Genomic DNA, 17526 nt, shown 5'->3' with positions numbered 1-17526 from the left:
CCCACTCGATGCCCGCCGCGCCGCTTCGGCTCGTCGCGCGGCCACACGTCACCTTTCCGCCCCGGAGATCGGATAGCGTCGGGTCATGCCCGACAGCGGTTACCCCTGGCCCATCGAGACGACCCGACTGGACAACGGCCTGCGCGTGGTGGTGAGCGAGGACCGCACCGCGCCGGCGGTGGCGGTCAACCTCTGGTACGACGTGGGCTCCCGGCACGAGCCGGACGGGCAGACCGGCTTCGCCCACCTCTTCGAGCACCTGATGTTCGAGGGCTCGGTCAACGTCGCCAAGACCGAGCACATGAAGCTGATCCAGGGCTCCGGCGGCTCGCTCAACGCCACCACCAACCCGGACCGGACCAACTACTTCGAGACCGTCCCGGCCGAGCACCTGGAGCTGGCGCTCTGGCTGGAGGCCGACCGGATGGGCGGCCTCGTCCCGGCGCTGACCCAGGAGACCCTGGACAACCAGCGTGACGTGGTCAAGAACGAACGCCGCCAGCGCTACGAGAACGTCCCGTACGGCGACGCGTGGTTGCGGCTGCTGCCGCTGCTCTACCCGCCGGGGCACCCGTACCACCACGCGACGATCGGCTCGATGGCCGACCTGAACGCCGCCGACCTGGCCACCTTCCAGGCGTTCCACAGCACCTACTACGCGCCGAACAACGCGGTGCTCACCGTCGTCGGGGACACCTCCGCCGCCGAGGTCTTCGCGCTGGCCGACAAGTACTTCGGCGCGATCCCGGCCCGCGCGGACATCCCCGCCGCGCCGGACGGCCGGACCGTCCCGGTCACCGGGCGGGCCGCCGTCGAGACCGTCACCGCCGACGTGCCCGCCCCTCGGGTCTACGTCGCGCACCGCACCCACCCGTTCGGCACCCCCGGCAACGACGTGGCGACCGTGCTCGCCGCCGTGCTCGGCAGCGGCCGGGGCAGCCGGCTCTACCAGCGCCTCGCCGACGGGGAGCGGATCGCCCAGCCGGACAGCGTGGGCGCGTACGGGGTGGACCTGGCGCACGCCCCCGCGCCGCTCATCGTCACCGCCACCGCCCGCCCCGGGGTGAGCGCCGAGCGGCTGGCCGCCGGGGTCGCCGAGGTCGTCGACGAGCTGGCCACCGTGCCGGTCACCCACGCCGAGCTGGACCGGGCCAAGGCGCTGCTGAGCACCGCCTGGTGGCGGCAGATGTCCACGGTGGACGGCCGGGCGGACACCCTCGGCCGGTACGCCACCCAGTTCGGCGACCCGGCGAAGGCGGCCGAACGGCTGCCCGCCTGGCTCGCGGTGACCGCCGAACAGATCGCCGAACTGGCCGCCGAGGTGCTCGGCGCGACGGACCGGGTGACCCTGACCTACGTGCCGGAGGAGAAGACCGCATGACGTTGATCGCCGCCCGTCCCGGTGCCGGGGCCGCCCGCCCGTACCGGTTCCCGACGGTCGTCCGGCGCGACGTCGCCGGTGGCCGCGTCGTCGCCGCCCACCTGCCCGGGCAGAACCTCGCCGTCGCGGTGCTGCTGCTCGACGCGGGCGCCGGCCGCGAACCGGTCGGCAAGGAGGGGCTCGCCGGGGTGCTCGCCAAGGCCCTGGAGGAGGGCACCGCCCAACGGGACGCCACCGCGCTCGCGCTCGCCGTCGAGGGGCTCGGCACCGAACTGGTCACCGGGCTGGACTGGGACTCCTTCCAGGTCAGCGTCCAGGTGCCGGTCGACCGGCTGAGCGCCGCCGTCGAACTGCTCGCCGAGGCGGTCCGCACCCCCCGGCTCGACCCGGACGACGTACGCCGGGTCCGCGACGACGAGGCCACCGCGCTGCGGATGGACTGGGCCAACCCCGGTCCGCGCGCCGACGCCGTGCTCCGCGCCGACCTGTTCGGCGCCGACAACCGCTGGGGCCGCCCGATGTACGGCGACCCGGAGTCGGTGGCCGCGCTCGACGCCGAGGACGTCACCGTCTTCCACTCGGAGTGGTTCATCCGCCCCGGCACCCTGGTCGTCGCCGGTGACCTGGACCGTCTCGACCTGGACGCGCTGGGCGCGGCGGCGTTCGCCGGCACCGGCGGCGGCCCCGTCGACCGGGGCGGGCCGATCGAGGTGCCGGCCCGCGCGGAACGCCGGATCATCCTGGTGGACCGGCCCGGCTCGGTGCAGTCGACGCTGCGCCTCGGGCACCCGTCGCCGCACCGCGCCCACCCCGACCACGTGCCGATGACGCTGGCCGGCACGGTGCTCGGCGGGGCGTTCACCTCCCGGCTCAACCACCTGATCCGCGAGGTGCGCGGCTACACGTACGGCATCCGGGGCGACTTCGCCTCGTCCCGCCGGTTCGGCCGGTTCGCGGTCGCCTCCGGCGTACAGACCGCGGTGACCGCGCCGGCCCTGGTCGAGGCGGTCGGGGAGATCACCCGTACCCAGGTGACCGGGGTGACCGAGGACGAGCTGGCGGTGGCCCGCTCCTGGCGGGCCGGGCAGCTCTCGGTCGAGTTGCAGAGCCCTCGGGCGATCGCCTCCGCACTGACCACGCTGGTGGTGCACGACCTGCCGGACGACTACCACGCCCGGCTGCGCGAGTCGCTGCTTGCCGCAGACGTGGCGCAGGTCTCCGCGGCGGCGGCCACGCACCTGCGTCCGGAGGCGCTCACCCTCGTCGTCGAGGGCGACTCGGCGCTGATCCGGGACGACCTGGTGGCCGCCGGCCTCGGCGAGGTCACCGACCACGTCTGAGCTGCGACCCGCTCCATGCCGGTTCCGGCCCGCTCCGGTCCGGGCCGGTCCGCTGGCCGGTCCGCGCCGGTCCCGCCGGGATCTTGGTACGAATCGGCCCTTCCAGGGGTCACTTCGTACCAAGATCTCCGCGGGAGCGGGGAGAGGCGGGACAGGCAGGTGGGGGTGGGGGTGTGATTCTGGTCGCGTGGGGGTGGGGTCGGGAGTCCGTAGGGGCGGTAGCAAAGCTGCGGTCGCGGGCGCCGGCGGAGCCGGATCTTCCGGGATGGCGGGCTGCGGGGCGGAGTCGTTGCAGCTGACGGCCGGCTCCGTGGGACGGCGCGACCGCCCGGGCGGTGGGAAAGCGTTCCCGTCTGGGCCGCCGGGCTGGGTAGCCTCGCGGGCATGAGGATCGGCATTGTGGGGGCCACCGGCCAGGTCGGTGGCGTGATGCGGCAGGTGCTGGCGGCGCGGGACTTCCCGGCGGAGCAGGTGCGGTTGTTCGCCTCGGCGCGCTCGGCCGGGCGGACCCTGCCCTGGCGGGACGGCGAGGTGACCGTCGAGGACGCGGCGACCGCCGACTACGCCGGGCTGGACATCGTGCTCTTCTCGGCGGGCAAGGGCACCTCGAAGGAGCTCGCCCCCCGGGTGGCCGCCACCGGCGCCGTGGTCATCGACAACTCGTCGGCCTACCGGACGGACCCCGAGGTGCCGCTGGTCGTCGCCGAGGTCAACCCGCACGCGCTGGCCGACCGCCCCAAGGGCATCATCGCCAATCCGAACTGCACCACCATGGCCGCGATGCCGGTGCTGCGCCCGCTGCACGAGGAGGCCGGGTTGGTCAGCCTGGTCGTCTCCACGTACCAGGCGGTCTCCGGGGCGGGACTGGCCGGCGTCGCCGAGCTGGACGAGCAGGTGCGCAAGGTCGCCGAGAACGCCTCCGGGCTCGCCTTCGACGGCTCCGCCGTGGAGTTCCCGACGCCGCGCTCCTTCGCCCGGCCGATCGCCTTCAACGTGCTCCCGCTGGCCGGCTCGATCGTCGACGACGGCTCCTTCGAGACCGACGAGGAGCAGAAGCTGCGCAACGAGAGCCGCAAGATCCTGGAGATCCCGGAGCTGAAGGTCTCCGGCACCTGCGTACGGGTGCCCGTCTTCACCGGCCACTCGCTCCAGATCAACGCCCGCTTCGCCCGGGCGATCACCCCGCAGCGGGCCCGTGAGCTGCTCGACGGCGCCCCGGGCGTCGCCCTGTCGGACGTCCCCACCCCGCTGGAGGCCGCCGGTGCGGACCCGACCTACGTCGGGCGGATCCGCGCGGACGAGACCGTCGAGCACGGCCTGGCGCTGTTCTGCTCCAACGACAACCTGCGCAAGGGCGCCGCGCTCAACGCGGTGCAGCTCGCCGAGCTGGTCGCCGCCGAACTGCGCTGAACCACGCCGCCCGGCCCGGGCCGCCCGCACCTGCGGGCCGCCCGGGCCGTCGGCGTCGGTGGACCGGTCGCGCGGCGAGCGCCGGTGCGGTGGGATGGAGTCCGCAGCGACGTCGACCCGGGAGGACGCCATGGCGGACGAGAAGACCCAGCAGGCCCTGACCGCGCTCATCGCCGGCCGATGGCTCGGCGTGCTCGCCACCGTCAAGCGCGACGGGCGGCCGCAGCTGTCCACCGTGGTCTACTCCTTCGACCCCGACCCCGGGCTGATCCGCGTCTCGGTGACCGACGGCCGGGCCAAGACCGCCAACCTGCGCCGCGACCCCCGCGCCAGCTTCCACGTCGGCAGCGAGGACGGCTGGGCGTACGCGGTGGCGGAGGCGCGCGCCGAGCTGACCCCGGTGGCGCAGCGACCCGACGACCCGACCGTCGAGGAACTCATCGGGCTCTACCGGGCGGTGCAGGGCGAACACCCCGACTGGGACGACTACCGGGCCGCCATGGTCGCCGAGCGGCGGCTCGTGCTCCGGCTGCACGTCGAGCGCCTCTACGGGATGCCGCCGCGCGGCTGACCGGCGTTACCTGCTCCGGGGCGCCGGGTAGACGGCCGTGCCGACACCGAGAGGGGAGCACCATGACAACGGTCGGAGAGTTCATGACGACCCGGTTGGTGACGATGGACGGCGACGACACGCTCACCGCGGCGGCGCAGGAGATGCGCGACAGGGCCATCGGCGACGTGGTGGTGACGGCAGGTGACGACGTGATCGGCATCGTCACGGACCGGGATATCACGGTCCGTGGGGTGGCCGAGAGCATGAACCCGGACACCACCCGGCTCAAGCAGATCACCAGCCGGGACCTGGTGACCGTCAGCCAGTACGACGACGCGGTGGCCGCCGCCGACCTGATGCGGACGTACGCCGTCCGGCGGTTGCCGGTGATCGACGACGGCAAGCTCGTCGGCCTGGTCTCGATGGGGGACCTGGCGGTCGAGCGGGAGCCGCAGTCGGTGCTGGCGGACATCTCCGCCGACGAGCCGAACAACTGATCGTCCGCCGCGGGCGACGCGACGCCGGTCCTCTGCCCGAGGGCCGGCGTCGCGGCACGGTCAGGCCGGGTCGATCCGGACCGCCACGTCGGAGGCGCCCCGGGCGTCCCGTACCCGTTCGGCCTCGGCCTCGATCGACCGGCCGACCCGCTTCGGCGGCGCGGTGAACGGGCGGACGGTCAGCTCCAGTCGGCCGCCGACCTGCCGGACCCGCCAGGTGCCGGCGACGTCGCCGTCGACCAGCAGCGCGCCCGGGTTGCCGAGCACTCGCCACAGCTCCCGCTGCCGGGCCCGGTCGGGGACCAGCAGGTCACGATCCCGGGCCTGGAGGAACGGGTCACCGGGCGGCAGCAGCCGGACCCCCTCGACCGGCTCCGCGCCCCGCAGCGCGTCGAGGTGCTCCGCCGGCAGCCACGCGCGGCGGCCGTCCACGCGTACCTCGGCCAGGCCCTCGGGCCACACGGCGCGCAGTTCGGTCGCGGTCGTGCCCAGGAAGCCGGCCACGTCGGCGGGGGTGGCCGGGCCGAGCAGCCGCAGGTAGGCCAGGACGAGGGCGGTGGTGCCCGACGCCTGCTCGGGCGGTGTCGGCCGGACGGCCAGCGGCGCCAGCCGGGCCGCCCGGCCGGAGACCACCAGCCGTACGCCACCGGCGAGGCCGGCCTGCTGGAAGAGCGCGCCGGAGACGTGCCGCGCCCCGCACGGGCCGCACTCGTAGCTCAGCTCGGGCGGGATCCGCGCGGTCACCGCGCGGCTGGCCTCGCCCTTGTCGGTCGGGGCGGTGACCACCTCCCGGAACGCCTCGGCGGTGGCCCGGAACGCCGCCCGTCCCCGCTCGGCGCCCGCACGGATCTGGCCGGCGATCCGCCGGGTCGCGTCGGCGTCGCTCAACGGCCAGAGCGCGGCGGCCAGCGCCGGCAGCTCGGCCCGGCGGTGCAGGTGCGGTGCGCCGCGCACCGACCAGACCAGCTCCAGCCGGTCGTCGTCGAGGCCGTCCGCGCCCCGGGCGGCCAGCGCCTGCCGCGCCGAGCCGTACGGGGTGTCCTGCACGCCGAGATCCAGCACGGCCAGGTCGGCCGGGCGTGACCCGGGCCGGTCGAGCTGCTGCCGGACCGCGCGGTGGGCGAGCACCCGCCGCCGGTCCACCTCCGCCGCCATCCGCGCCCCCTTCCGTCCGGCACCGTACTGCGCCGGTACGACGTGTCGCGCGACGACTCACCCGATCCGGGCGAGGTTGACCGGCCGCCGGACGGGGACCCGGCCGAGGTACGTCACCAGGGAGTGCGACGACGGGGAGAGGACCTGATGGTGGACGCGACCACGAGGTTCTTCGAGGACCTCGACCGGCGAGGGTACGAGCCCGTGCTGGCCAAGACCTCCGGGACACTCCGGTTCGACCTGCACGAGGGGGCGCAGACCACCCACTGGCTGGTCGAGATCGACCGGGGCCGGGTCCGGGTCAGCCAGCAGGACCGCGAGGCGGACACCGTGATCGGGATCAGCCCGGCGCTCTTCGAGGAGATGGCCGCCGGCCGGGAGCACGGGCTCGCGGCGGTGCTGCGCGGCGACATGACGGTGACCGGTGACGCCCGGTTGGTGGTCCAGATCGAACGGATCTTCCCCGGGCCGCCGGACTCCAAGGGACCACGACGGCTCTTCCACGCGGAGGTGCACTGATGGGGCAGAGCAACACGATCCGGATCCTGGACGGCAACACCTTCGTCGTCTCGGAGGACACCGGCGACATCGAGGCCACCCCCAGCGAGCCGACCGGCCTGTTCTCCATCGACACCCGGTTCCTGTCCCGCTGGGTGCTGACCGTCAACGGCGAGCGCCTCAACGCCCTCTCGTACGACGACCTCCAGTACTACGAGGCCCGGTTCTTCCTCGTGCCCGGGATGGCCACCCACTACGTCGACGCCAAGTTGTCGATCATCCGGGAGCGGACGGTCGGCGCGAGCTTCCGGGAACAGGTCACCATCCTCAACCACGACGAGCGGCCGGTGGACCTGGAGATCCGGATGGACGCCGGCTCGGACTTCGCCGACCTGTTCCAGGTCAAGGACGAGATCCTGAACAAGAAGGGCGAGATCTACGCCGAGGTGGAGCCGGACCGGCTGCGGCTGGGCTACCGGCGGGGAAGCTTCATCCGGGAGACGGTCATCTCGTCGTCCGAGTCGGCCCGGTACGACCGCAACGGCTTCTCGTACAGCGTGCACCTGGAGCCGAACGAGCAGTGGGAGACCCGGATCGACGTGCAGACCCACGCGATCGGCCCGGGCGGACGCGACCTGCGGATCGGGCTGCGGGTGCACGGCACCGAACGGCTCGCCCTCCAGCACGACCTGGAGGAGTGGATCGCCAAGGCGCCCAAGGTGAACAGCGAGCACGAGGACCTGGCGGCCACCTACCGGCGCAGCCTGGTGGACCTCGCCGCGCTGCGCTTCTCGCCGCTGTCGCTCGGCGGCCAGACGCTGCCCGCGGCCGGCCTGCCCTGGTTCATGACGATGTTCGGGCGGGACAGCATCCTGACCTGCCTCCAGGTGCTGCCCTTCGCGCCGGAGATGTCCAAGACCACGCTGCGCATCCTGGCGTCGTTGCAGGGCACCCGGTTCGACGACTTCCGGGACGAGGACCCGGGCCGGATCCTGCACGAGATGCGCTACGGCGAGACGGCCGCCTTCGAGGAGCAGCCGCACTCGCCGTACTACGGCTCGGTGGACGCCACCCCGCTCTTCGTGATCCTGCTCGACGAGTACGAGAAGTGGAGCGGGGACGTCGCCCTGGTCCGGGAACTGGAGCAGGAGTGCCGGGCCGCGCTGAAGTGGATCGACGACTACGCCGACCTGGTCGGCAACGGCTACATCTGGTACGAGCGGCGCAACACCGACACCGGCCTGGAGAACCAGTGCTGGAAGGACTCCTGGGACTCGATCTCGTACCGGGACGGGACGCTGCCACCGTTCCCCCGCGCCACCTGCGAGGTGCAGGGGTACGCGTACGACGCGAAGGTGCGTGCCGCCCGGATGGCGCGGGAGTTCTGGGGCGACCCGGCGTACGCCGACCAGTTGGAGCGGGAGGCCGCGCAGCTCAAGGAGCGCTTCAACCGGGACTGGTGGGTCGAGGACGGGGAGTACTACGCGCTGGCCCTGGATCCCGAGGGCCGGCAGTGCGGCACCCTCAGCTCCAACATCGGGCACCTGCTGTGGAGCGGCATCGTCGACCACGACCGGGCCGAGAAGATCGCCCACCACCTGGTCGGGCCACGGCTCTTCACCGGCTGGGGCGTACGCACCCTCGCCGAGGGGGAGGTCCGGTACAACCCGATCGGTTACCACAACGGCACGATCTGGCCGTTCGACAACTCCTTCATCGCCTGGGGTCTGCGCCGGTACGGCTTCACCGAGGAGGCCGCCACCATCGCCAGCGGCATCCTCGACGCGGCCCGGTACTTCGACGGGCGGCTGCCGGAGGCGTTCGGCGGCTACCCCCGGGAGCAGACCAAGTTCCCGGTGGAGTACCCGACCGCGTGCAGCCCGCAGGCCTGGTCCACCGGCACCCCGTTGCTGCTGCTGCGGACGATGCTGGGGCTGGAGCCGCACGAGGGGCACCTGGCCGTGGAGCCGGTGCTGCCGGTGGGCATGGGTCGCATCGAGGTGCTCGACATCCCGGGCCGCTGGGGCCGGGTGGACGCCTTCGCCCGGGGCCGGCTCGACCTGCACAAACTCGCCGACTGACCGCGGGGCTGCTCCTCCGCCGGTTACCGGGCGGCGCCGGTCGCGGGGCCGGGGCGGACCGGCTCAGGACCGGTGGGGGAGCAGGCAGAACTCGTTGCCCTCCGGGTCGGCGAAGACGGTCCAGCGCGGCAGTTCGCGTACCACGGTGGCGCCGGCCTCCAGCACGGCGGCGCGTTCCTCGGCGTCGCCGACCAGGTCCAGGTGGATCCGGCCGGGCCGGGGCAGCTCGGCTCCGTCCTGCACCGGCGAGATCCAGACCTGGGGCCGGTGCCGGTGGTGCGGGTCGCGCAGCAGGACCGCCTCGCCCGGGGTGAGCGACTTCTCGGCCAGCTTGGCCTCGTCCTCCGGCGTCACCGGCAGGCCGGTGACCAGACTCCAGAACGGCGCCAGCAGGTACGGGTCGCGGCAGTGGATCACGATGGCGTGCAGCTCCGGCATGGGCCGACGGTATCCGTCCCGCCCCGCCCACCGGGGGCGTTCGGCCCCTACGGGACCGTAACCTACGCGGGGTAAAGTTACGGGATGCCGGAACTCGTGTACCCCCCCGTGATCACCGCCGCCAAGACCATGTTCCGGGTCCTCGACCTGCGACTGACCGTCGAGGGCAGCCACCACGTTCCCCGCACCGGCGGGGCGGTGCTGGCCAGCAACCACGTCAGCTACCTGGACTTCATCTTCTGCGGGTTCGGCGCGCACGAGTCCCGCCGGCTGGTCCGCTTCATGGCCAAGCACGAGGTGTTCGCGCACAGGATCTCCGGTCCGCTGATGCGCGGCATGAAGCACATCCCGGTGAACCGGGCGGCGGGCGCCGGGTCGTACAACACGGCGGTGGACGCGCTGCGGCGCGGCGAGGTGGTGGGAGTCTTCCCCGAGGCGACGATCAGCCGGTCGTTCACCGTCAAGGAGCTCAAGAGCGGCGCCGCCCGGATGGCGCAGGCGGCCGAGGTGCCGCTGCTGCCGGTGGCCCTCTGGGGCACCCAGCGGATGTGGACCAAGGGCCGGCCGAAGGACCTCACCCGCCGGCACACCCCGATCACCATCCTGGTCGGCGAGCCGATGAACCCGGCCGACTACCCGGACGCCAACGCCATGACGGCCGAGCTGAAGACCCGGCTCACCGCCCTGGTGGACCGCGCCCAGCAGGAGTACCCGGAGAAGCCCGCCGGCCCGGAGGACGCCTGGTGGCAGCCGGCGCACCTGGGCGGCACCGCGCCGACCCCCGCCGAGGCCGTCGAGCTGGACCGGCGGGGTCGCCGCACCGCCACCTCCTGACCCACCCCACGGCCGTCGGAACGGCCTCGGGCGGTGGCCCGGGGCCGACCGGGCCACGACGGTGGCCGGATCGTTCCGCAGCCGGGCATGATGGTGCCTGCCGCCTCGGCGTCCCCCCGGCCAGGATCTCTTCCATGAGCAGAGCAGCACTCGTCGTCATCGACGTCCAGGAGTCCTTCCGTCAGCGCCCGATCTGGGCCCACGGCTCGAACCCCGACATCGTCGGCCAGGTCGGCCGGCTGGTCGACGCCGCCCGCCGCCGTGGCGACCTGGTGGTCTGGGTCCTGCACGCCGAACCCGGCAGCGGGACGGTCTTCGACCCGGCGTCCGGGCACGTGCGGCTGATCGACGGGCTGGCCGCCCGGCCCGACGAGCCGACCCTGGTGAAGACCGCGCACAACGCCTTCACCACCACCAACCTCCAGCAGATCCTCACCACGGCGGGCGTACGTGACCTGACCGTCTGCGGCATCCGGACCGAGCAGTGCGTCGAGACGACCACCCGGGTCGGCTGCGACCTCGGCTACCGGATGACCTTCGTGACCGACGCGACGATGACCTTCCCGACCCCGCACCGGGACCTCCCCGCCGACGCGAGCCTGGCGGAGATCCTCGCCGACCCGCGCACCCTGTCCAACGAGGAGATGATCGCCCGCACCGAGTACGCGCTCGCCGGCCGGTTCGCCACCGTGCGGACCGTCGACGAGGTCACCGGCCTGGTGCCAGCCGGCGCGGGAGCCTGACGGCCGTGGCCCGGGTCGTCTTCCTGCTGGTGCCGCAGTTGCACCTGCTGGACCTCGCCGGCCCGGCCCAGGTCTTCTCCGCCGCCGCCGACCTCGGGTACGACTACCGGCTGCACTACGTCGCCGAGCGGGAGACGGTGCCGACCGTGCAGGGCGTACCGCTGGGGGCCGTCACCGAATGGCCGGAGCTGGCCGCCGACGACCTGGTGGTCGTACCCGGCTGGCGGGTCGGCGCGCACGGCCCGGCGGGGCCGGTCGGCCGGGACGACCTGCGGCGCCTGGCCGAGCACCACGGTCGCGGCGGCACCGTGGCCAGCATCTGTGCCGGCGCGTTCGCGCTCGGCCGGGCCGGTCTGCTCGCCGGCCGGCGCTGCACCACCCACCACGACGTCCAGGACCGGCTGGCCCGGGTCTTCCCGGCCGCCCGGGTGGTCCGCGACGTGCTCTACGTGGTGGACGACCGGGTGGTCACCTCCGCCGGCATCGCCAGCGGCATCGACGTGGCGCTGCACCTGGTGGCCACCCGGCACGGCCCGGCGGCGGCCGCCCGGATCGCCCGCACCCTCGTCGTCTACGCCCGGCGCAACGGCCACGAACAGCAGGCCAGCGCGATGATGCGGTACCGGTCGCACCTGTCCGACGCGGCCCACCGGGTGCAGGACCTGATCGACAGCCGGTTCTCCGAACCGCTGCCCCTGGCCGACCTGGCCGCCGCCTGCGGGGTCGCCGAACGCACCCTCACCCGGCTGTTCCGCCAGGCCACCGGGCTCACCCCGCTCGGCTACCAGCAACTGCTCCGCCTCGAACGGGCCGAGCACCTGATCGGGCACGGCGCGACCGTCGAGTCCGCCGCCCGGGCGGTCGGCTTCACCGACGCGCGGATGCTGCGCCGGCTCCGCGCCCGGGGTCACCCGCCGACCGCGTCCCACGTCGGCGGGGCCGGCGTCCGGTAGTAGTCGTCGCGGGAGAGGAACTCCACCGGCAGCGAGCCGGGCAGCGCGATCCGGGACTGCCCGGCCAACGGCACCGGCCCGGCCCGGCGGACCAGTTCGTCGCGCTCGGGCGGGGAGAGGTCCACCAGCTCCGGGCGGGTGATCCGGAACCGGGCCACCGCCCGGCGGACCAGCCGGGCCAGCTCCACCACCGTGGGGGACGGGCCGGCGAGGGCCAGCGCCGGCTGCTGGATGGTCCGTAGCGAGTCGCAGACCACCAGCACCTCCGGGTCGGACCGGCCCGGCACCGGCAGCTCCAACCGGGACGGCCACTGCCAGCGGATCTGCCCACTGACCAGGCGGGACGGCCAGAGCCCGCGCCGGTGCCGGGTGCCGCCGCCCCCGTCCCGCCCGGGCACCACGGACAGCTCCGCGCCGGCGCAGACGTAGGCCAACCGCCGGTCGGTGACCGTGACGGTGGCCGGCGCCGGCAGCACCCACTGCCGTCGGGTGCCGGTGGGACTGAGCAGGCAGCCCGCCACCGCCGCCCGGACCCGGCGGAGCACCTGCTCACCCGGCTCCGGGACCAGTTCGTCGTCGCGGTCCAGCATCGGCCGGCACTCGTCGTCCGGCGCGTCGAACCGGTGCGGCGCGATGAAGAACGGGGCCGCGTCCTCGCGCATCGGCATCACCTCCGGGCGGTTGGTCCGTGCCTGACGAGCCTGGTCGAACCGACCCGCGCTGTCATGACACCCGTTAGGGGGTCGGCCGGTCGGCCGACGCCTGCGACCGGTAGATACCGATCTCCTCCGGTCGGACGAGCCCGTCCTCGATCGCCCGGGCCAGTAACGCCGCCTTGGTGGCCGCCGGTCGCCCCGCCCGGGTGTACTTGATCCGCGCCCGGTCGACGTACTGCTTGACGGTGTGCTCGCTGATCCGCATCCGGCGGGCCACCGACGCCTTCGACATTGACTGGAACCACAGCAGCAGCGCCTCACGCTCCTTGTCGGACAGTGCCGGCCGGTCCGGACGCGGGTCACCGACCATCGCCCCGGCCAGCGTCGGCGGCACGTACGGGCGGTCGCTGGCGGCAGCCAGCACCGTCGCCACGCAGTGCTCCCGCCCCTCGTGCTTGGCCAGGAACGCCGTCGCCCCGGCGTCCAGCGCGGCCAGCATCGTCGCCGGGTCGGTGTGTTCGGAGTAGACCACCACCCGGTGCCCGGCGGCGCTCAGCTCGGCCAGCTTGTCCAGCACCATCCGCCCGTGCAGGCGCAGGTCCAGCAGGACCACGTCGGCCTCCGGCGCGGACCGCAGCACCTCGTCCGGGTCGTCCCCGGTGGCCAGCACCCGCAGCCTCGGCTCGGTGGCCAGCCAGGCGCGTACCCCGTCGACGACCACCGGGTGGTCGTCCACGATGGCCACCCCGACCGGCCGTGGGCCGTTCACGTCCTGCGCCACCGGGTCTGCGTCCACCTGATCTCCCCGTCCCGCTCGTCCGTGTGCTCCACCTGGCCGTCGTCGGCGGCGACCGGCGCCCCGACCGCCCCCGGGCCGGCCACCTCCGGCGTGACCAGGCTGACCGCCACCTCGTCCGGGCCGGCGACCACGGTCAACCGGGCCCACCCCGACGCCTCCGCCAGCGCGGCGGTGGGCGGGTCCACCAGCCGGCGGCGCACCTCCACCGGCAGCGGTGGGGGCGTGCCGACGGCGACCATCTCGATCGGCAGGCCGTTGCGCTCGGCCAGGTCGACGGCGGCGCGCAGCTCGTGCAGCAGCGGGTCCGGCACGTCGTCGGACTCGGCGATCAGCCGCCGCAGCCGGGCCGCCGCCAGCACGCAGCGGCGCTGCACCAGCGGGTCGGCCGGGTCGGCGCGCCCGTCGGCCAGCTCCGCCAGGACCGTCCCGGCGGCGCCGCCGGCCAGCGCGAGCCGCGCCCGCCGCTCCTGCCGGGCCCGCTCGGCCGCCTCCCGCTCCGCCGCCACCGCGAGGGCGGCCGCCGCCGCGTCGGCCCGGCCACGGGCCAGCGTGGCGATCACCGCCGCGCCGGCGAAGACCGCCACCGGCAGCGACGACGTGCCGTAGACGTACATGGCGTACCGGGTCAGGTCGGCGGGTGCGGTCGCGCCGTGGCCGAGCAGCGCCGCCAACGCGATCAGCGAGTGGCCGGCGAGCGGGACGAGCAGCCACCGGATCCGGCGTCCCCATGCCACCACCACGAAGAACCACCCGAGCGTGCCCCACACCCAGTTGGCCGCGGTGAACAGCTGCTGTGGCCCGGCCGCCGCGAAGACCGCCGCATCCACCACCAGCAGCAGCACGACCAGGGGCAGCGCCGGAGGGCGGGCGCCGCGCAGCAGGCGGGCTCCGGCGTACCCGCCGACCGCCGCGGTGACCAGCCAGCCGCCGGCCACCACCGCCGGGGCGGCCAGGTCGGCGCGGGCGCCGAGCAGCGCCGGCAACCCGATCGCCACGTGCCAGACCCCGGCGATCGCCACCGCCGCGATCCGGGCGCCCTGGTCGGAGGCCCGACCGACGTCCACCACCGGACCGCCGTCCGGCCGCGCCCGCGCCGCCCCGCGCGGGGGTACGACCGCCGCGGCGGCGGTGTCGAGGTCAGCGGACATACGGCCATTCCATCCGGATGCGGGTACCCCGACCAGGGGCGGAGGTCACCTCTGCCCGCCCGCCGACCTCGGCCGTCCGGGCCCGGATCGACTCGCGCAGCCCGTACCGGTGGGTGGGGACGGTGGCCGGGTCGAAGCCGGGACCGTCGTCGACCACCTCGACCAGCACGGTCTCCCCGGTCCGGGACAAACGGACGGTGACGGCCGCGTCGGGGGCGTGCCGGACGACGTTCGCCAGCGCGGCGGCGGTGGCGTCGGCCAGCGCCCGCGCCACCTCGGCCGGCGCGACGCACGGGGCCAGCTCGACCTGGGGTGACAGCTCCGTCCGGGCCTCGACGACCGCCCGCAGCCACGCGTCGAGCGAGACCGGGCCGGTGGGCGACGTGCCGTCGTCGCCGACGAGCCCGACGAGGGTACGCAGGTCCGCCGCGGCCCGGCGCCGCAACGCGGGGGAGTCGTCCGGCACCGCGCCCAGACCCACCATGGTCAACGTGGACAGCACGGTGTCGTGCAGGTCCCGGTTCTGCCGCCGCTCCGCCTCCCGGGCGGCCCGGGCGACCAGCGCCTCGCGGCGCAGCCGCTGGTAGTCGGCGAAGGCGTGGTCCGCCCGCCCGATCCACCGCCGCATCACCCAGGTCATCAGCGCCGCCAGGCCGGTCTGCCCCAGCAGGGTCGCCGCGTGCGCACCCGCCTCCGTCGGATCGCCCGCCGCCCACGACCCGGTGGCGTACCCGGCGGTGACGAGCAGGCCGGCCGGGACCGACCAGCGCGCCGGGGCGGTGGCCTGGGTGTTGATCACCGTGGTGCTGGCCAGCACCGCGATCCAGCTCCCCTCACCGGGCAGCACCTCCGGCGCGACCAGGACGGGCATGAGCAGGCAGGCGGCCACGGTGAGCGCGAGGTCCCCGGCGACCAGCCCGGCGCCGATCCCGACCCGGAACGCCCGGACCGCGTAGAGCACCGACCAGGCGGTGAGCAGCGCGACGACCGTGACCAGCAGCCCGGTGCGCACCGGCGGGGTACGCACCACCAGGGCGGCCACCGCACCGGCCAGTCCGCAGGTGAGCCGCAGCAGCGCCGGCAGGGTGGTGAAGATGAGGTGGAACGCGCCCTCGGCCGGCCGATCCGGCAGCGACGGCGGCGAGGTCGGAGCGGGTACGGCCGACATCGGGGGGAGGCGTCCTTCGGGCAGCGGCCCGTCCAGGCCCGCGCGACAGTGGATCGACGCAGGAGAATACCACGAGGAGAGCGCTGTCGTGACCGACGGTACGCGTCACGTCGCCCACGGCTGTGCCCGCGCGCCCCGTGCCCCACCCCCGCCGCCGACCAGGTCCACCGTGCCGACCCCCGCCATGTGACACCGGGGCCGCTGCCGGCGCTGAGGGGCACGGAAGGTGTTGATCCGGAAGGCGCCCCGGATCCCGCCGCCACTCCGTCGCCCCCAGAACCGGAGATGTCCATGCTCGAGACCGCCCTGGCGAAGCTGCTCACCCTGAAGGCCGGTGCCACGGTGCTCGCCGTGACCGCCACCGGCGGGGTCGCGGTCGCCGCCGCGAACGGCGCCCTGCCCCACCCGCTCACCGAGGCCGGCGCGAAGCCGTCCGCGCACGCCACCGGCGCCCCCGCCGACAAGGGGACGACAACCGGCTCGACCGGCGCGAAGGGCACCCCCTCGCCGTCGCTGGTCGGCCTCTGCCGGGCGTACGTCGCCAAGGCCGCCGACAACCCCGGCAAGGCACTGGAGAACCCCGCCTTCACCGTGCTGGTCACCACCGCCGGTGACCGGGAGAAGGTCGCCGCGTACTGCGACAGCCTGCTCGCCGCCGAGAAGGGCAAGCCCTCCGGTCGTCCCTCGACGCGCTCCTCGGTCACCCCGAGCCGGCCGGCCGGCAAGCCGGACGTCCGGCCCGGCGCCCCGGAGAGCCCCCGTACCGAGCACCCGGGTGGCGGCCACCGGCCGAGCACACCACCCACCACCTGAACTCCGACGCCGAGGGCGGGGCACCTCCCCACACTCCCCCCCCTCGCCCCGCCCCGGCGTCGGCCAGGCCGCGTCGCACCGGTCGGCACCCACCCCCCGGGCCGACCGAGCGACGCGTGCCGACCCTGTGCCCCTACGGGCACGCCGGGGCGGCGGCCGGTCCCGCGGCCGCCGCCCCGCTGACCTCTCAGCCGGCGCGGTGGCGGAGCCACTCCAGGGCGGCCTCGCTGTCGTTCAGCACCGAGATGTGCCCGTCCTGCGGGCCCAGCCGCAGCTCGGCGGAGGGGCACCGGCGGGCCAGCCAGACACTGTGGGCCGCCGGCACCAGCCGGTCCCGCTCCCCGTGCAGCAGCAGCACCGGGGCGGTGACCTGGGCCGGGTCGAAGCCCCACGGCGTCACGTAGGCGATGTCGTCGTCGACCAGCCCACCCGGGCCACCCTGCACGGCCGGGCCGACCACACTCTCCAACCAGGACCACGGGCCCCGCAGCGCGGCCAGGTCTGTCGGAGTGAACTCCGGGTCGTACTCGACGCCGGAGGTCTCGTACCGCTCCTTGGCCGCGCGCCCCTCGGTGGCCGCCCGCAGCGACGCCACCCCGGAGGGGATCATGCCGGCGAACCAGTCCAACCCCTCGGCGTCGTACGGCGCCAGGCCCGCCCCGCTCACCACCGCGAGCACCCGGTCCGGCAGCAGCGCCGCGCAGGCCAGGGCGTGCGGCGCGCCGCCGGAGTGGCCCATGGCGGCGAACCGTGCGATGCCCAGCGCGTCGGCGACCCGGGCGGTGAACCCCGCCGCCGAGGCCACGTCCCGCCCCGGGCGGCGGGTCGACCCGCCGTAGCCGGGCCGGTCGTACGACACCCAGCGCAGGCCCAGCCGGTCGGCGGCGGCGAAGAGCGGCGCCGGTGGGGCGCCGACGTTCGGCGTGCCGTGGTGCCAGAAGATTGCGAGCCGGTCGCCGGAGTCGTCGCCGGTGTCGTAGACGTGCAGGGTGTCCCCGCCGGGCAGGGCGAGGTCGGTCTGCGTCACCATGCGGCCGAGCCTAGGGCGCGGCACCGACA

18 protein-coding genes are annotated in these 17526 nt (G+C 74.8%); 11 read left to right on the top strand and 7 right to left on the bottom strand.

What is annotated here, in order from left to right:
• Positions 1 to 85: 85 nt before the first annotated feature.
• From GA0070614_RS10130 to GA0070614_RS10110, 5 genes are all read left to right on the top strand, one after another.
• On the top strand, positions 86 to 1381 hold the full coding sequence (locus GA0070614_RS10130) for a M16 family metallopeptidase (RefSeq protein ID WP_088975716.1): 1296 nt from the start codon (positions 86 to 88) through the stop codon (positions 1379 to 1381).
• Positions 1378 to 2721: a M16 family metallopeptidase gene (locus GA0070614_RS10125; RefSeq protein ID WP_088975715.1), complete on the top strand. Its 1344-nt coding sequence runs from the start codon at positions 1378 to 1380 to the stop codon at positions 2719 to 2721. Before GA0070614_RS10130 ends, GA0070614_RS10125 begins: the two co-directional genes overlap by 4 nt.
• Positions 2722 to 3105: 384 nt before the next feature.
• On the top strand, positions 3106 to 4131 hold the full coding sequence (locus GA0070614_RS10120) for an aspartate-semialdehyde dehydrogenase (RefSeq protein ID WP_088975714.1): 1026 nt from the start codon (positions 3106 to 3108) through the stop codon (positions 4129 to 4131).
• A gap of 130 nt (positions 4132 to 4261) precedes the next feature.
• On the top strand, positions 4262 to 4702 hold the full coding sequence (locus GA0070614_RS10115) for a PPOX class F420-dependent oxidoreductase (RefSeq protein WP_088979349.1): 441 nt from the start codon (positions 4262 to 4264) through the stop codon (positions 4700 to 4702).
• Between the two features lie 62 nt (positions 4703 to 4764).
• Positions 4765 to 5181 (top strand): CBS domain-containing protein, encoded by a 417-nt coding sequence (locus GA0070614_RS10110; RefSeq protein ID WP_088975713.1) that lies wholly within the window; start codon positions 4765 to 4767, stop codon positions 5179 to 5181.
• Between the two features lie 60 nt (positions 5182 to 5241).
• On the opposite strand, the gene GA0070614_RS10105 is transcribed toward GA0070614_RS10110, so the two are convergent.
• Entirely contained in the window at positions 5242 to 6336 is a 1095-nt protein-coding gene (locus GA0070614_RS10105) for a DNA glycosylase AlkZ-like family protein (RefSeq protein ID WP_088975712.1), read from the bottom strand.
• Between the two features lie 147 nt (positions 6337 to 6483).
• Here GA0070614_RS10105 and GA0070614_RS10100 point away from each other — a divergent pair, with 147 nt between their 5' ends.
• Together GA0070614_RS10100 and GA0070614_RS10095 are read left to right on the top strand one after the other, a co-directional pair.
• Positions 6484 to 6855 carry an SCP2 sterol-binding domain-containing protein gene (locus GA0070614_RS10100; RefSeq protein ID WP_088975711.1) on the top strand — a complete coding sequence of 124 codons (372 nt, stop codon included), beginning with the start codon at positions 6484 to 6486 and terminating at the stop codon, positions 6853 to 6855.
• Positions 6855 to 8915, top strand: coding sequence for an amylo-alpha-1,6-glucosidase (locus tag GA0070614_RS10095; RefSeq protein ID WP_088975710.1), 2061 nt, complete (start codon positions 6855 to 6857; stop codon positions 8913 to 8915). Before GA0070614_RS10100 ends, GA0070614_RS10095 begins: the two co-directional genes overlap by 1 nt.
• A gap of 63 nt (positions 8916 to 8978) precedes the next feature.
• Here GA0070614_RS10095 and GA0070614_RS10090 read toward each other — a convergent pair whose 3' ends face one another.
• Positions 8979 to 9353 (bottom strand): VOC family protein, encoded by a 375-nt coding sequence (locus tag GA0070614_RS10090; RefSeq protein WP_088975709.1) that lies wholly within the window; start codon positions 9351 to 9353, stop codon positions 8979 to 8981.
• Between the two features lie 84 nt (positions 9354 to 9437).
• Here GA0070614_RS10090 and GA0070614_RS10085 point away from each other — a divergent pair, with 84 nt between their 5' ends.
• From GA0070614_RS10085 to GA0070614_RS10075, 3 genes are all read left to right on the top strand, one after another.
• Entirely contained in the window at positions 9438 to 10187 is a 750-nt protein-coding gene (locus tag GA0070614_RS10085; RefSeq protein WP_088975708.1) for a lysophospholipid acyltransferase family protein, read from the top strand.
• Positions 10188 to 10321: 134 nt separating this feature from the next.
• Positions 10322 to 10930 (top strand): isochorismatase family protein, encoded by a 609-nt coding sequence (locus tag GA0070614_RS10080; RefSeq protein WP_088975707.1) that lies wholly within the window; start codon positions 10322 to 10324, stop codon positions 10928 to 10930.
• Positions 10931 to 10935: 5 nt separating this feature from the next.
• The gene (locus GA0070614_RS10075) at positions 10936 to 11883 is read left to right on the top strand and encodes a GlxA family transcriptional regulator (RefSeq protein ID WP_088975706.1); all 948 of its coding nucleotides are present in this window, start codon (positions 10936 to 10938) and stop codon (positions 11881 to 11883) included.
• Here the strand turns inward: GA0070614_RS10075 and GA0070614_RS10070 are convergent.
• The 4 genes from GA0070614_RS10070 to GA0070614_RS10055 form a co-directional block, all read right to left on the bottom strand.
• A complete protein-coding gene (locus tag GA0070614_RS10070) occupies positions 11838 to 12545 on the bottom strand; it encodes a hypothetical protein (protein ID WP_157744977.1) in 708 nt (235 codons plus the stop codon). The genes GA0070614_RS10075 and GA0070614_RS10070 overlap by 46 nt on opposite strands.
• Before the next feature lie 73 nt (positions 12546 to 12618).
• A complete protein-coding gene (locus tag GA0070614_RS10065; RefSeq protein ID WP_088975704.1) occupies positions 12619 to 13335 on the bottom strand; it encodes a response regulator transcription factor in 717 nt (238 codons plus the stop codon).
• Positions 13305 to 14486 (bottom strand): hypothetical protein, encoded by a 1182-nt coding sequence (locus GA0070614_RS10060; RefSeq protein WP_231933602.1) that lies wholly within the window; start codon positions 14484 to 14486, stop codon positions 13305 to 13307. Before GA0070614_RS10060 ends, GA0070614_RS10065 begins: the two co-directional genes overlap by 31 nt.
• Positions 14476 to 15654: a sensor histidine kinase gene (locus GA0070614_RS10055; RefSeq protein WP_088975703.1), complete on the bottom strand. Its 1179-nt coding sequence runs from the start codon at positions 15652 to 15654 to the stop codon at positions 14476 to 14478. Before GA0070614_RS10055 ends, GA0070614_RS10060 begins: the two co-directional genes overlap by 11 nt.
• A 285-nt stretch (positions 15655 to 15939) precedes the next feature.
• On the opposite strand from GA0070614_RS10055, the gene GA0070614_RS10050 reads away from it, so the two are divergent.
• Positions 15940 to 16467, top strand: coding sequence for a hypothetical protein (locus tag GA0070614_RS10050; RefSeq protein WP_088975702.1), 528 nt, complete (start codon positions 15940 to 15942; stop codon positions 16465 to 16467).
• A gap of 187 nt (positions 16468 to 16654) precedes the next feature.
• On the opposite strand, the gene GA0070614_RS10045 is transcribed toward GA0070614_RS10050, so the two are convergent.
• Positions 16655 to 17497, bottom strand: coding sequence for an alpha/beta fold hydrolase (locus GA0070614_RS10045; RefSeq protein ID WP_088975701.1), 843 nt, complete (start codon positions 17495 to 17497; stop codon positions 16655 to 16657).
• Positions 17498 to 17526: the final 29 nt, after the last annotated feature.

Origin of the sequence: Micromonospora coxensis, assembly GCF_900090295.1 — a bacterium.
Taxonomy (GTDB): domain Bacteria; phylum Actinomycetota; class Actinomycetes; order Mycobacteriales; family Micromonosporaceae; genus Micromonospora; species Micromonospora coxensis.
Note: the sequence above shows the minus strand (reverse complement) of the source record. Positions and strands in the feature narration are given on the sequence as shown.

Excerpts from the sequence above, each read along its gene's own strand:
- GA0070614_RS10060 (WP_231933602.1), bottom strand. The coding sequence starts at position 14,486 with ATGTCCGCTGACCTCGACACCGCCGCCGCGGCGGTCGTACCCCCGCGC.
- GA0070614_RS10115 (WP_088979349.1), top strand. The coding sequence starts at position 4,262 with ATGGCGGACGAGAAGACCCAGCAGGCCCTGACCGCGCTCATCGCCGGC.
- GA0070614_RS10095 (WP_088975710.1), top strand. The coding sequence starts at position 6,855 with ATGGGGCAGAGCAACACGATCCGGATCCTGGACGGCAACACCTTCGTC.
- GA0070614_RS10100 (WP_088975711.1), top strand. The coding sequence starts at position 6,484 with ATGGTGGACGCGACCACGAGGTTCTTCGAGGACCTCGACCGGCGAGGG.
- GA0070614_RS10105 (WP_088975712.1), bottom strand. The coding sequence starts at position 6,336 with ATGGCGGCGGAGGTGGACCGGCGGCGGGTGCTCGCCCACCGCGCGGTC.
- GA0070614_RS10080 (WP_088975707.1), top strand. The coding sequence starts at position 10,322 with ATGAGCAGAGCAGCACTCGTCGTCATCGACGTCCAGGAGTCCTTCCGT.
- GA0070614_RS10070 (WP_157744977.1), bottom strand. The coding sequence starts at position 12,545 with ATGCGCGAGGACGCGGCCCCGTTCTTCATCGCGCCGCACCGGTTCGAC.
- GA0070614_RS10055 (WP_088975703.1), bottom strand. The coding sequence starts at position 15,654 with ATGTCGGCCGTACCCGCTCCGACCTCGCCGCCGTCGCTGCCGGATCGG.
- GA0070614_RS10125 (WP_088975715.1), top strand. The coding sequence starts at position 1,378 with ATGACGTTGATCGCCGCCCGTCCCGGTGCCGGGGCCGCCCGCCCGTAC.
- GA0070614_RS10085 (WP_088975708.1), top strand. The coding sequence starts at position 9,438 with ATGCCGGAACTCGTGTACCCCCCCGTGATCACCGCCGCCAAGACCATG.
- GA0070614_RS10130 (WP_088975716.1), top strand. The coding sequence starts at position 86 with ATGCCCGACAGCGGTTACCCCTGGCCCATCGAGACGACCCGACTGGAC.
- GA0070614_RS10045 (WP_088975701.1), bottom strand. The coding sequence starts at position 17,497 with ATGGTGACGCAGACCGACCTCGCCCTGCCCGGCGGGGACACCCTGCAC.
- GA0070614_RS10090 (WP_088975709.1), bottom strand. The coding sequence starts at position 9,353 with ATGCCGGAGCTGCACGCCATCGTGATCCACTGCCGCGACCCGTACCTG.
- GA0070614_RS10120 (WP_088975714.1), top strand. The coding sequence starts at position 3,106 with ATGAGGATCGGCATTGTGGGGGCCACCGGCCAGGTCGGTGGCGTGATG.
- GA0070614_RS10110 (WP_088975713.1), top strand. The coding sequence starts at position 4,765 with ATGACAACGGTCGGAGAGTTCATGACGACCCGGTTGGTGACGATGGAC.
- GA0070614_RS10050 (WP_088975702.1), top strand. The coding sequence starts at position 15,940 with ATGTCCATGCTCGAGACCGCCCTGGCGAAGCTGCTCACCCTGAAGGCC.